This window comes from Paraburkholderia sp. RL17-383-BIF-A (assembly GCF_046028015.1).
Classification (GTDB): domain Bacteria; phylum Pseudomonadota; class Gammaproteobacteria; order Burkholderiales; family Burkholderiaceae; genus Paraburkholderia.
The window spans coordinates 89,626-101,505 of sequence record NZ_JARESR010000015.1 but is presented as its reverse complement, the minus strand read 5'-3'; the positions used below and the strand labels follow the sequence as shown (position 1 = coordinate 101,505).

The following is an 11,880-nucleotide window of genomic DNA, read 5'->3' as shown; positions in this document are numbered from 1 at the left end:
GAACGCTTCAATTGGGACGTGGGACGCTCTTTTAGGTAATGCGCCGGGGGTATCTAAAGAAATCTTCAGGCGCGAAACGCGCGCACGGGTGTTATGTTTCTGCCCATACGTGATCGAACCCATGTGCCGTACCGTCCGATGAACTTTCCCGCCGAAGAAGACTTTCACCGCCTGCTCGACGCGCTCACGCTGTGCGTGCTGCTGCACGACGCCGAAAGCAAGGCGATCGTGTGGGCCAATCGCGCGGCCTGCGAGGCGCTCGGCTTTACGCTCGCCGAACTGTTGCCGCTCAAGGCGAACGACATGACGCGCCCGGCGCCGAAGTACCGGCGCGAGATCGGCGTCGGCGCAATGGACCGTTCGATTACCGAAGGCCCGCAGATTTACGAATGGTGTTATCGCTCGCGCACCGGTGCCGATATGTTGTCCGAGGCAATTGCCACTTACGTGCCGCTTCGCGAGCGTGCGGTCGTGATGGTGCAGTTCCGCGATATCAGCGCCGAAGACACGCTCAAGCAAACGCTGCGCCGCTACGAGTCGCGCTTGCGCGAATTCATGCAGGATCTCGGCGAAGGCGTCGCGGTGCTGACGCCCGCGGGCGAGGTGGAATTCGTCAGCGAATCGGGCCGGCGTGTGCTCGGTCTGGAAGAGGGCGCGCCGATGGGGGACGTGCTCGACTATTGCAGCGAGCCGGATCGCCGGCGTCTCGTCGAACAACTCGCCAATGCGCCGCGGATTCAACCCTCGGCGCCGCAGCGTTATCGCATCACGCGCGGCGACGGCACGGCGGGCTGGTTGCGCATGACATGCCGGCGCATCGAGATCGAGAACGATCTGAATGGCCGCTTGCTGCACTTTCGCGACGTGACGGACGAAGTGGCCGTCGAAGAAGCGCGGCGCAACGAAGCGCGTTTGCTCGAATACGCGGGGCGTTACAACGCCATGGGGGAAATGGCGACCGCGATTGCCCATGAGTTGAGCCAGCCGCTTGCCGCCGTGCGCAACTTCATCGAAGGCGCGATCCGGCGGCTCGCGCAACCCGCATCGATCGACGAAGCCATTTGGGGTCTGCGCAGCGCCGATCGCCAGGCCGAACATGCGGCGTTGATCATCAAGAGCGTGCGCGATTACATCGTCAAGCGCGAGCCGAGCGAGACGTATGCGGATTTGCGCGAGGTCCTCGCGGACGTTGCGTACTTCATTGAATTGCGCGCGCGCGAGGCGGGCGTGACGCTCACGATCGAGCAGTCGCCCGCGCCATTGCCCGTGTATGTCGAGCGTGTGTTGATCGGGCAGGTGGTGTTGAACCTGGCCTTCAATGCGATCGAAGCGTTGGGCGAAGTAGTCAACGAAAACGTTGCACCGCCGCGCCGCGAACTTCGTCTCGTCACGCATTTGCGCGGCAAATTCGCGATCGCCGAGGTCATCGACAACGGTCCGGGCGTTCCCGCCGATGCACACGAGCGTCTCTTCGACGGCTTCTCCTCGTCGAAGGCCGGCGGCAACGGCATCGGTCTTTCGCTGTGCAAAAACATCGTCACGCGGCACGGCGGCGAGATCTGGGCGAAGCCGGCGCGGCACGGCGGGCTCGAATGCAGCTTTTCGCTGCCGGTCGTCGCCGCGCCGCCCGGCTGATCGCAAGTCAATCATGCGTGGTGCTGGTGTTGCGCGGAATCGTCACGAGCGTGAGCGCGGTGATCAGGCCGAAGCCGATCAGCATCAACGCGACAGGCCACGGCGCGCGCACTTTCGCATAGAGGGCGGTGGCGACGAGCGGCGCGAGTCCGCCGGAGAATACCGACGCGATTTCGTGACCGAGCGCCATGCCCGAGTAACGCACTTCGGTCGGGAACAGTTCGCCCATCAACGCGGGCTGCGTGCCGATCATCGCGGCGTGACAGAACGGCAGGCCTAGCGCGAGCGAGAGGAACACGAGCGTCGGCTGGTGCGTATCGATCAGCCAGAACGCGGGAAACGCGATCACCACCAAGCCGAGCGCGCCCATCATATACACCGGCCGCCGTCCGATCACGTCAGACAGACGCCCCCACAACACGATCGTCACGAGTTCGAGCAGCATGGCGAGCATCACGCCGCCGAGCATCACCGAAACGGGCACCCCGATCGTTTTGCCATACACCAGCACGAACGAGAGGAAGATATACGTCCCGCCATTTTCGGCGACGCGCAGCCCCATCGCCTGCAATACCTGCTTCGGATGATTGCGCAGTACCGTCAGCACGGGCATGTGCTTCGGTTTGGCGGCCGTGAAGTCGCGGCTTTCCGGCAAGCGCCGGCGAATGTATACGCCGACACCGAAGATCAGCACGCTTGCCAGAAACGGCACGCGCCAGCCCCACGACATGAAACTCTCGAGCGGCAAACGCTGCACCAGATAGAACGCGGCCGCCGACAACACGAAGCCGCCCGCCACGCCCAACTGGCTGAACGCCGCATAATAGCCGCGGCGATTGGCCGGTGCGCTTTCGCTGATCAGCAGCACGCCGCCGCCCCATTCGCCGCCCGACGCAATGCCTTGCACGACGCGCAGACACACGAGCGCGGTGGGCGCAAGAAAGCCGATTTGCGAGAACGTCGGCAAGAGGCCGATGCCGAAGGTCGCCACGCCCATCATCATCAGCGTGATGACGAGCGCGCGTTTGCGGCCGTGGCGATCGCCGATATGGCCGAACACGATGCCACCCAGCGGACGCGCCAGAAAACCGATTGCGAAGCCGGCGAATGCGGCCAGCGTGCCCATCAGCGGATCGCCGTGCAGCGGGAAGAACAGCGGCCCGAAGATCAGTGCGGCGGCGGTGCCGTACAGAAAAAAGTCGTACCACTCCAGCGCATTGCCGAGGACCGAGGCGACGATGATCCGCCGCAAGGTCCGCGAGGTGGCCGGCGCGGCGGATGCAGGGGGCGATCCGGCTGTGGGAGAGAGCGTGTCGTTTGGCATCGTCGTGTTCGCAGGTTGTCGGGGATCAGAGCAGGAAACCGATCGCGCTCAACGCTTCGGTCGAATCGATCAGGCGGATGACCTTTTGCACGATGCGCGGCTCGCCGCTCGCGAAACTGATGCGATGCGTGAGGTCCGCCGCGAACAACGTCGACTTGCCGCGCTTGTAGGCGACGATGACTTGCGCCGAATTCACCGTGACTTCATCGCTCGCGTCGCTCGTGAGCGTGAAACGCGACACGGTGCGCACGGTTCGGGCTGCATCGGCGGCCGATGCCGAATAGCCGGACATCATGCGTTGCACGCGTTTTTCGCGCATGTCCTGATCGTCGTAAGCATAGTTCAGCGTGGCGGCGAAATCCGTGGTGTCGTGTTCGATCGGCACCACGTAGAAGCCTGCCGGGTCCCACAGCGTCAGCCACTCGCGATAGTCCTTGCGGTCCAGCAGTTCCGCTTCGCGCCAGATGAGTTCGATCGCGCCGGCAAAGGTCTTCTGCGAGAAAAGCGTGTTCCTGTCGTCCATCATGCTTGCTCCATCATCGTGCGCCATTGCGCGTACGCTTCACGCATGCCGGTTTCGTCCGTGGCGTGGGCGGTCTTTTCGCCGTTCGGCGCGGTGCTCTCGCGATTCAGGCCGCGGTTCACGAGAATCGGCAGATCGGGGCCCGCGTGCGAGCCGCGCTGCACGCGCTCCCACGCTTCGGCGTCGTCCGGGCTGCCGAAGCCGAACGGCCCCTGGAAATGTTCGTGAATGCGCAGGCGCACACGGTTCGCTTCTTCGGGGCCGCCATCCATGGCGAGGGCGACATGGCGGATCTCGGTCTCGTTCGCGGAAATAGGCCGCAGGACGCGGAAAAACGCCATCGACAGCGCGAGGTTCGGAAACAGGTTCAAATTGAAGCCGACGCCCATCAGTGAGCGCACGATGCGGCGCACCTCGTCCGGCGTGTGATCTTTGGCAAGCGAGGCGGCCAGCGCTTCGAAGCGCTCGGGAATCGGCGCGCCGTCGTCCTTGTCGAGATCGACGAGTTCCGGCACCAGCACCGCGAGGCTATGGCCGTTGCCGAGCGAGCGGCAGAAGGCTTCGTCGCTCGTCATGAAGCTCGTGATCGCGGCAGCGGTTTCGTCGTCGATCGATTTCATCCACGACTTGTGGACCACAGGGAAGTGATACAGGTCGGTGGTGTTCTCGAGCTGGATCTTCCAGTTTCCGTTAAAGCGGAACCGATGCTCGCCGTTGGCCTTGACCGGATAACCCGCGCCTTGCTTCATGAACAGGTCGATCCACGGTTTCGCGCCGCCGAGAAAGTCTTCGAGCGGCTCGATGTCCTGATTGAAGCTCGCGAAAATCAGGCCTTGATAGATGCCTACGCGCAGACTGGCGAGCGGCAGTTCGGTCTTCTCGACCACGCCCTCATAACCGTCGCCGTACGGCAGCGCGCGCAATGCGCCGTCGAGTCCGTAGGTCCAGCTGTGATACGGGCACGTAAAGCCCTTGGCGTTGCCCTTGTGTTGTTCGCAGACGGTCGCGCCACGGTGGCGGCAGCGGTTCTGCAGAACATTGACCGCGCCGCTCCTGTCGCGCACCACGATGACGGGCTGGCGGCCGATCGTGGTGGTGCGAAAGTCGCCGGGATTCGGCAACTCGCTTTCGTGGGCGACCCAGATCCACGTCTTGTAGAAAATGCGTTCGAGTTCCGCCTCGAAAACGGCCGGGTCGTAATACAGCGACGGGGCCACGCGATCCGGCAGCGCGCGCTGATACAACGCGCTCGTGTCGACGGTCTGATAGGGAGATTCGCTCATGGCTGTGTAAGTGGGGTGGTCGATGAAAGCCAGTCTCGCCGACCTGCTGATATGCGTCAAATTGATCTAAAATGAAATATAAAATCAACCGTATGGATATCTCGATGAATTCGCTGGACCACGTCGACCTCAACCTGCTGCGCGTTTTTCAGGCGATTGTCGAAGAGCGCAGCCTGACCCGCGCGGGCGAGCGGCTGGCGTTGTCGCAGCCCGCCATCAGCTATTCGCTGGGGCGTCTGCGCACGCTGTTCGACGATCCGCTTTTCATCCGCACGCGCGCCGGCATGCAGCCCACGCCGATTGCGCTGGAGTTGTCGACTATCGTGTCGCGCGCGCTGGACACGGTGCGCGAGGCGCTGCGTTACGCGGAACATTTCGACCCGGCAGTGAGCACGCGCACATTCCGCCTATCGTTATCGGATGCGGGCGAGCTGGCCTATCTGCCACCCATCTGCGAGGCATTGCACCAGCAGGCGCCGCGCGTGAGATTGCGCATCGAGCCGTTGCCGGTCGAGGAAATAGAGGATGCGCTGCGGGCGAGCCGGCTCGATTTCGCCATTGGCAATCTACCCACGTTGACCGCGCGCACGCGGCATCAGGCGCTGTTCGAAGAGACCTACGTGTGCATGACGAGGAAGCGGCGCGGCTTGCCGCGCACGAAGGAGCTGAGTCTGAAGGCCTTTCTGGATGCTTCGCACGTGCAGATCACGTCGGTCGAGCACAGCCACCACGCGCTCGACGACGAATTCCGCACGCAAGGCGTCGGGCGTCATATTGCGCTGGAACTGCCGCATTTCGTGGCATTGCCGAGCGTGCTGGCCGTCACCGATCTGTTCGCCACGCTGCCGCGGCGCCTCGCGCATATTTTCAATCGCGACGGCGGTTTTCAGATTTACGAGTTGCCCGTGACCTTGCCGATCGCCGCGGTCACGATGCACTGGCACGAGCATTTCGATCAGGACGAGGGCAACGTGTGGCTGCGCAATCTGATGGCGGATATCGTGCGGCGTTTCGACGAGCGGTGACTGACGGGCGCCGGCCGCTTCAGGCGCGTTTGAACAGGTCTCGTGCGAGCGAACAGAGCAGCGTGGTGGTCGGCGATTCGTCCTGCAAGCGGCGGCTCATGATGATCGGCGAAGCGACGTTGGCCGCGGGAATCGGCCGGTACACCACGCCGTGCGCGCGCAGACCCTCCACGCTCTCCGGCACGAGACATACCCCAACCTGCGCCGCGACCAAACCCAGCGCGGTCTGCAATTCCCGCACTTCATGAATCGCTTTCGGCTCCAATGCATGGTCGTGCATGGCCGATAGTTGCTGGTCCGCATAACTCGGCCGCGGCGTGCTCGGATAAACGATCAGGGTTTCCTGCGCGAGTGCAGCGAGGGTCAGTGGCTTCTTCTGTCGCGCGAGAGGATGGTCTTGCGGCAGCGCGGCAATCATCCGTTCTTCGACGAGCACTTCGCGCGCGAGCTGCGTGTCGTCGAAACGCAGGCGGCCGAAGCCCACGTCGATGCGCCCGCCTTTGAGCGCCGCGAGCTGCTCGATCGTGAACATTTCGATCAGCGAGAGTTCGATATGCGGCGCGGCTTCACGGAACGCGCGAATCACCGCGGGCAGCGCGCCATATAACGTTGACGGCACAAAACCGATCACGATGCGCTCGGCCAGTTGCGCGAGGCGCCGCGTGAGCGGGGCGAGTTCGTCGGCTTCGTCGACGAGCCGCTTCGCCTGCGCATAGAAAATGCGCCCGGCTTCAGTCAGGCGCAATGGCCGTGAGCCGCGTTCGAACAGCGCCAGGCCGACGTTTTCCTCGATCTGCTGGATCTGGCGGCTGAGCGGCGGCTGCGTCATATGCAGGCGGTTGGCGGCCCGCGTAATGTTCATTTCTTCCGCGACTGCGATGAAGTAGCGGAGTTGGCGAAGTTCCATGCATACCTCTAAGGTATGGAAGTAGTCGGAATCGGTGTTGGACTGCTTCGCGGGTTTGTTTCTAATATGGGGGCTCCCGGTCAGGCAGTTCAGGAGAGCAACGAATGATAGCAACACCCGTGAAGATCGAGAGCGTGGAGACGATTCTCGTCGACGTGCCGACGATCCGCCCGCACCGGCTCTCGGTTGCAACGATGAACTGCCAGACGCTGGTGCTGGTGCGCATTCGTTGCGCCGACGGTTTGGCGGGCGTGGGCGAGGGCACCACCATCGGCGGTCTGGCGTACGGCGAGGAGAGCCCGGAAAGCATCAAGGTCAACATCGACACCTACTTCGCACCATTGCTCAAAGGTATGGACGCAACGCGTCCGGGCGCCGCGATGGCGAAACTGCGCGAGCTTTTTCAGGGCAACCGCTTTGCGAAGTCCGCGCTGGAAACGGCGCTGTTCGATGCACAGGCACAGCGCCTTGGCGTGCCGTTGTCGGAGTTGTTCGGCGGCCGTGTGCGCGACTGCGTGGACGTGGCGTGGACGCTCGCGAGCGGCGACACCCAGCGCGATATCGCCGAAGCCGAGCAGGTGTACGAGTCGAAGCGGCATAAGGTGTTCAAGCTGAAGATCGGCTCGCGCGCGGTGGCGGACGACGTGGCGCATGTCGTGGCCATCAGGAAAGCGCTGGAAGGGCGCGGCGAAGTGCGCGTCGATGTGAACCAGGCATGGACCGAATCGGAAGCGATCTGGGCCGCGCGGCGTTTCGCCGATGCCGGCGTGGCGCTGATCGAGCAGCCCATCGCCGCAGGGAACCGCGCCGGCCTCAAGCGTCTGACCGACCTCGCTCAGGTGCCGATCATGGCCGACGAAGCGCTGCACGGCCCGGCCGATGCGTTCGCGATTGCCAGCGCCCGTGCCGCCGATGTCTTCGCCGTGAAGATCGCGCAATCGGGCGGTCTGGTCGGCGCCGCGCAGGTGGCGGCCATCGCCTCGGCCGCGAACATCGACCTGTATGGCGGCACCATGCTCGAAGGCGCGGTGGGCACGATGGCCTCGGCGCAACTTTTCAGCACCTTCGGCGAGTTGAAGTGGGGCACCGAACTGTTCGGCCCCTTGCTGCTCACTGAAGAGATTCTCACCGAACCGCTGCGCTACGAGAATTTTGCGCTGCACCTGCCTCAAGGTCCGGGTCTTGGCATCACGCTCGACTGGGACAAGATCGACCGCCTGCGGCGCGATACGCGCCAGGGCGCCAGCGTTTCCACGCACTGAAGGCTCATCCGTTAGCCATCCAGAACATCATACGAAGGAGATACCCCATGAACAAGCAAGCAATCGACGCGCTGCTCAAGAAGATCAACGACAGCGCCACCCACGAAGGCAATCCGCGCACGAAGCAGATCGTCAACCGTATCGTGCAGGATCTGTTCTATACGATCGAAGACCTCGATGTGCAGCCCGCCGAATTCTGGACCGCGCTGAACTATCTCAGCGACGCGGGCAAAAGCGGCGAGCTCGGTTTGCTGGCCGCGGGTCTGGGTTTCGAACATTTTCTCGATGTGCGTCTGGATGAAGCGGAAGCCAAGGCCGGCATTGAAGGCGGCACGCCGCGCACCATCGAAGGACCGTTGTATGTGGCCGGCGCGCCGCTCTCCGAAGGCCATGCGCGGCTCGACGACGGCACTGATCCAGGCCAGACGCTGATCATGCGCGGCCGCGTGCTGGGCGAAGACGGCAAGCCGTTGGCGCATGCGCTCGTCGAAGTGTGGCACGCGAATCATCTCGGCAATTACTCGTACTTCGACAAATCGCAGCCGGCTTTCAATCTGCGCCGTTCGATCCGTACCGACGCCGAAGGCAAGTACAGCTTCCGCAGCGTGGTGCCGGTCGGCTATAGCGTGCCGCCGCAAGGGCAGACGCAACTGCTGCTCGATCAGCTCGGCCGTCATGGACATCGTCCCGCGCACATCCACTTTTTTGTTTCCGCGCCGGGCTTCCGCAAGCTGACCACGCAGATCAACATCGACGGGGATCCGTATCTGTGGGACGACTTCGCCTTCGCCACGCGCGACGGACTCGTGCCGGCGGTCAAGCAGGCCGAGGGCGCCGAAGGCAAACCGTATGGCGTGGACGGCAACTTCGCGCTGATCGATTTCGACTTCACGCTGTTCAAGGAACGCGACAACCTGCCGGCCGCCGAAGTGGAGCGTCTGCGCGCCGAAGCCTGATCTGCGTAGAAAACGGCTGGACGTACCGCATGAATCTATCAACCCTGGTTGCGCGGCGAGATCGGCCGGGCCGCCAGGGCTTTTTGTTATCGATCAGGGATGGGAGCAAGCATGCTGTTTCACGTTGAAATGACCGTCAACCTGCCGGCCGACATGGATGCAGAACGCGCCGCGCGTCTGAAGGCCGATGAAAAAGCGATGTCGCAAAGGCTGCAACAGGAGGGCGTGTGGCGGCATTTATGGCGAATTGCCGGGCGCTACGCGAATATCAGCGTGTTCGATGTGGATAGCCCCGCGCATCTGCACGACGTGCTGAGCCAGTTGCCGCTGTTTCCGTATATGGATGTCGAAGTGCGCGCGCTGTGCCGGCATGCGTCGTCGATTCGCGACGACGACCGGTAAGCACAGATGCTTGAGAAAGGTGCCGCGAGTGCGGCACCTTGTTTGTTACGCGCGCGTCGCCGCTGCGTCAGAAGACTGCATCTGCGGGACGCGCGTCAAAGGTCCAGCACCAGAAGCGGCGACGCGGCGCGCGAAATACAGCAGCAGATCACCTTGCCGCTCGCCCGTTCCGCTTTGCTCAGGCAATGATCGCGATGTTCGGGCGTGCCGCTCACCACGTCCACCATGCAGGTGCCGCACACCCCTTCGCCGCACGACGTATCCACTTCAATGCCGATCGACGCCAGTGCCGCGACGATGGTCGTGTCCTTGTCCACGCGCACGGTCGCGCCGCTGCTCGCGATCCGCACATCGAAGGTATCGAGCGCGGCGGTCTCGTTGTTCGAGACACCAGCCGGTTCAGCGGCAAATCGTTCCAGATGGATCGCTTCCGGCACGACACGCGTTTCGCCGATCGCCACCACACGCTCCATGAAAGGCGCGGGCCCGCAGGTATAGAGGTGCGTGCCTTCGCGCGCATTCGCGAGACAATCGCCGAGCACTGCGTCGAGCCGCTCCCGCGCAACGCCGAAGTGGAGCTTCACGTAATCACTGAACGGCGCGCGTGAGAGCAGCGGCAAGAACGCCGCGTGCTCCGCGCTGCGCGCGAAATAGTGCAACACGAAGCGCCGTTGCTGCTTGAGCAGCCGGTAAGCCATGCTCAGCAGCGGTGTTACGCCGATACCGGCAGCGATCAGAATATGTTCTTCGGCGTTCGGCGCGAGCTGGAACAGATTGCGCGGCGCGCCGATGGTCAATTCGCTGCCCACCGTCACGTCGTCATGCAGCGAGCGCGAGCCGCCGCGCGAGGCGTCTTCGCGCTTCACGGCAAATAGATGGGCTTCACGACGATCCGGGTCGCCGCACAACGAGTATTGCCGCGTGACGCCGGACGGTCCGGTGACGTCGATGTGCGCGCCGGGTTCGTAGTGAGCGAACGGTTGCCCGTCCAGGCGCGAGACGCTGAATGAGCGCACGCCGTGCGCTTCGTCGCGGACGCTATCGACGCGTACATTGATGGTGGTTCTTTCCATGATCTTGCCGGCAAAAAATGGGGCGGGCGGCGTATGCGGCGTACCGCATACGGTTGTGCGTCAAGGATAAGAAGCCGTGGCAAATCAGGCAAATCGATTAAAAATAGTAAGTTAGATCAGCCGCACTGATAATGGTATGGCCGGGTGCGAAGCGGCGCTGATCCGTTATCTACCCGCCCAGACTGGACATTCAATTGATGCCGCGCGAATTCGTTTAATCAAGCAATGGTGGAAAGCGAATGTGAAAGGAGCGACATTGTGTGGTCTGCAATTCTCGATACGCTCGGCGCGCTGGCGGTGCTCGTCAGCGTCGCCGTGCAAATTGTGTTGATGCTTAAGTGCTGAATTCAATGCGACTTAAGCTGCGTCATTGGTATTGACCGAACCGCTCTTGCCAGAACGGCCACGCATTGCAGGCGTGCAAAACGCTGACGGTTCGAGCCGCCTCTGCGGAGCGGCGGCGATCACCGACCGATCTTATGTGCGTGCTTACCGTGCTCCTTTCACTCGCGTTAGAAGATGGCGCGGGGTCTTGCATCAAGCCCACCCGCCATACGCATCGCCCGTCTCCCGATTGTTCGGCTCAACCGACGTATCTATTCGCCTTCAGCCGCTTTATCTGCTCGCCCAAGCTCCCTACATTGTCACCAGTGACAGCGCCACGGCAATTTCCAACGCGGCCCGCGAATCTTCGCGGCAGCATCGGCGCCAATCCCATCTAAAGGAATCGATCATGAGCAAGCTCACAGGTAAGGTTGCGGTTGTAACGGGTGCATCGAAAGGTATCGGCGCGGCCATCGCCAAGGCATTGGCGGCACAAGGCGCCTCCGTGGTGGTGAACTATTCGTCGAGCAAGGCGGGCGCGGACAGCGTGGTCGCCGCGATTACCGCTGCGGGAGGCAAGGCGGTGGCGGTGGCCGGCGACGTGTCCAAAGCGGCGGACGCGCAAGGCATTATCGATTCCGCTGTGGAAACGTATGGCCGTCTCGACATTCTCGTCAACAACTCGGGCGTCTATGAATTCGCGCCGATCGAAGAGATTACCGAAGAGCATTTCCATAGGCACTTCAACGTGAACGTGCTGGGTCTGCTGTTGACCACGCAGGCAGCGGTCAAGCACCTCGGCGAAGGCGGGAGCATTGTCAATATCAGTTCGGTGGTGAGCCGCATCACGCCGCCGAACAGCGCGGTCTATACCGCGACCAAGGGCGCCGTGGATGGCATTACGGGTGTGCTCGCGCGTGAACTCGGCCCGCGCAAGATCCGCGTCAACTCCGTGAATCCAGGCATGGTCACCACCGAAGGCACGCATAGCGCAGGCATCGTCGGTTCCGACCTCGAAGCGTGGGCCATCAGCACGACGCCGCTCGGCCGCATCGGCCAGCCTGACGATATCGCCGATGTCGTGACCTTCCTCGCCTCCGACGACGCGCGCTGGCTGACGGGCGAAAGCCTGATTGCAAGCGGTGGATCGCGTTAAGCGGGTCAAC

At 62.8% G+C, this 11,880-nt stretch carries 11 protein-coding genes; 6 read left to right on the top strand and 5 right to left on the bottom strand.

The features are described from left to right. The first annotated feature begins 138 nt into the window (after nucleotides 1-138). The gene (locus tag P0D71_RS18750; protein WP_408481515.1) at nucleotides 139-1,635 is read left to right on the top strand and encodes a PAS domain-containing sensor histidine kinase; all 1,497 of its coding nucleotides are present in this window, start codon (nucleotides 139-141) and stop codon (nucleotides 1,633-1,635) included. A 7-nt stretch (nucleotides 1,636-1,642) separates the two neighbouring features. On the opposite strand, the gene P0D71_RS18745 is transcribed toward P0D71_RS18750, so the two are convergent. From P0D71_RS18745 to P0D71_RS18735, 3 genes are read right to left on the bottom strand one after another with little or no spacing between them, the layout of a single operon-like run. Next, nucleotides 1,643-2,959: an MFS transporter gene (locus P0D71_RS18745; protein WP_408481514.1), complete on the bottom strand. Its 1,317-nt coding sequence runs from the start codon at nucleotides 2,957-2,959 to the stop codon at nucleotides 1,643-1,645. 25 nt (nucleotides 2,960-2,984) lie between these two features. Continuing rightward, nucleotides 2,985-3,485: an aromatic-ring-hydroxylating dioxygenase subunit beta gene (locus P0D71_RS18740; protein WP_408185613.1), complete on the bottom strand. Its 501-nt coding sequence runs from the start codon at nucleotides 3,483-3,485 to the stop codon at nucleotides 2,985-2,987. Next, nucleotides 3,482-4,765: an aromatic ring-hydroxylating oxygenase subunit alpha gene (locus P0D71_RS18735; RefSeq protein ID WP_408481512.1), complete on the bottom strand. Its 1,284-nt coding sequence runs from the start codon at nucleotides 4,763-4,765 to the stop codon at nucleotides 3,482-3,484. Before P0D71_RS18735 ends, P0D71_RS18740 begins: the two co-directional genes overlap by 4 nt. A gap of 104 nt (nucleotides 4,766-4,869) precedes the next feature. Here P0D71_RS18735 and P0D71_RS18730 point away from each other — a divergent pair, with 104 nt between their 5' ends. After that, nucleotides 4,870-5,790: a LysR family transcriptional regulator gene (locus P0D71_RS18730; protein ID WP_091800464.1), complete on the top strand. Its 921-nt coding sequence runs from the start codon at nucleotides 4,870-4,872 to the stop codon at nucleotides 5,788-5,790. A gap of 19 nt (nucleotides 5,791-5,809) precedes the next feature. Here P0D71_RS18730 and P0D71_RS18725 read toward each other — a convergent pair whose 3' ends face one another. Beyond that, complete coding sequence (locus P0D71_RS18725; protein ID WP_408481510.1) at nucleotides 5,810-6,697, bottom strand: LysR family transcriptional regulator; 888 nt, start codon at nucleotides 6,695-6,697, stop codon at nucleotides 5,810-5,812. A 104-nt stretch (nucleotides 6,698-6,801) separates the two neighbouring features. Between P0D71_RS18725 and P0D71_RS18720 the strand changes: the two genes are divergently transcribed. The 3 genes from P0D71_RS18720 (at nucleotide 6,802) to catC (ending at nucleotide 9,317) form a co-directional block, all read left to right on the top strand. Beyond that, a complete protein-coding gene (locus tag P0D71_RS18720; protein WP_091793944.1) occupies nucleotides 6,802-7,959 on the top strand; it encodes a muconate/chloromuconate family cycloisomerase in 1,158 nt (385 codons plus the stop codon). Nucleotides 7,960-8,006: 47 nt separating this feature from the next. Then, nucleotides 8,007-8,915: a catechol 1,2-dioxygenase gene (catA, locus tag P0D71_RS18715; protein WP_091793946.1), complete on the top strand. Its 909-nt coding sequence runs from the start codon at nucleotides 8,007-8,009 to the stop codon at nucleotides 8,913-8,915. Between the two features lie 111 nt (nucleotides 8,916-9,026). Next, nucleotides 9,027-9,317, top strand: coding sequence for a muconolactone Delta-isomerase (gene catC, locus P0D71_RS18710; protein WP_091800467.1), 291 nt, complete (start codon nucleotides 9,027-9,029; stop codon nucleotides 9,315-9,317). A gap of 95 nt (nucleotides 9,318-9,412) precedes the next feature. On the opposite strand, the gene P0D71_RS18705 is transcribed toward catC, so the two are convergent. Then, a complete protein-coding gene (locus P0D71_RS18705) occupies nucleotides 9,413-10,390 on the bottom strand; it encodes a PDR/VanB family oxidoreductase (protein ID WP_408481508.1) in 978 nt (325 codons plus the stop codon). A gap of 733 nt (nucleotides 10,391-11,123) precedes the next feature. Here P0D71_RS18705 and P0D71_RS18700 point away from each other — a divergent pair. Beyond that, complete coding sequence (locus tag P0D71_RS18700) at nucleotides 11,124-11,870, top strand: glucose 1-dehydrogenase (protein WP_408481506.1); 747 nt, start codon at nucleotides 11,124-11,126, stop codon at nucleotides 11,868-11,870. Nucleotides 11,871-11,880 lie beyond the last annotated feature (10 nt).

Coding starts and splice junctions, on each gene's coding strand:
- P0D71_RS18735 (WP_408481512.1), bottom strand. CDS start 4,765: ATGAGCGAATCTCCCTATCAGACCGTCGACACGAGCGCGTTGTATCAG.
- P0D71_RS18730 (WP_091800464.1), top strand. CDS start 4,870: ATGAATTCGCTGGACCACGTCGACCTCAACCTGCTGCGCGTTTTTCAG.
- P0D71_RS18725 (WP_408481510.1), bottom strand. CDS start 6,697: ATGGAACTTCGCCAACTCCGCTACTTCATCGCAGTCGCGGAAGAAATG.
- catA (WP_091793946.1), top strand. CDS start 8,007: ATGAACAAGCAAGCAATCGACGCGCTGCTCAAGAAGATCAACGACAGC.
- P0D71_RS18740 (WP_408185613.1), bottom strand. CDS start 3,485: ATGATGGACGACAGGAACACGCTTTTCTCGCAGAAGACCTTTGCCGGC.
- P0D71_RS18750 (WP_408481515.1), top strand. CDS start 139: ATGAACTTTCCCGCCGAAGAAGACTTTCACCGCCTGCTCGACGCGCTC.
- P0D71_RS18705 (WP_408481508.1), bottom strand. CDS start 10,390: ATGGAAAGAACCACCATCAATGTACGCGTCGATAGCGTCCGCGACGAA.
- catC (WP_091800467.1), top strand. CDS start 9,027: ATGCTGTTTCACGTTGAAATGACCGTCAACCTGCCGGCCGACATGGAT.
- P0D71_RS18720 (WP_091793944.1), top strand. CDS start 6,802: ATGATAGCAACACCCGTGAAGATCGAGAGCGTGGAGACGATTCTCGTC.
- P0D71_RS18700 (WP_408481506.1), top strand. CDS start 11,124: ATGAGCAAGCTCACAGGTAAGGTTGCGGTTGTAACGGGTGCATCGAAA.
- P0D71_RS18745 (WP_408481514.1), bottom strand. CDS start 2,959: ATGCCAAACGACACGCTCTCTCCCACAGCCGGATCGCCCCCTGCATCC.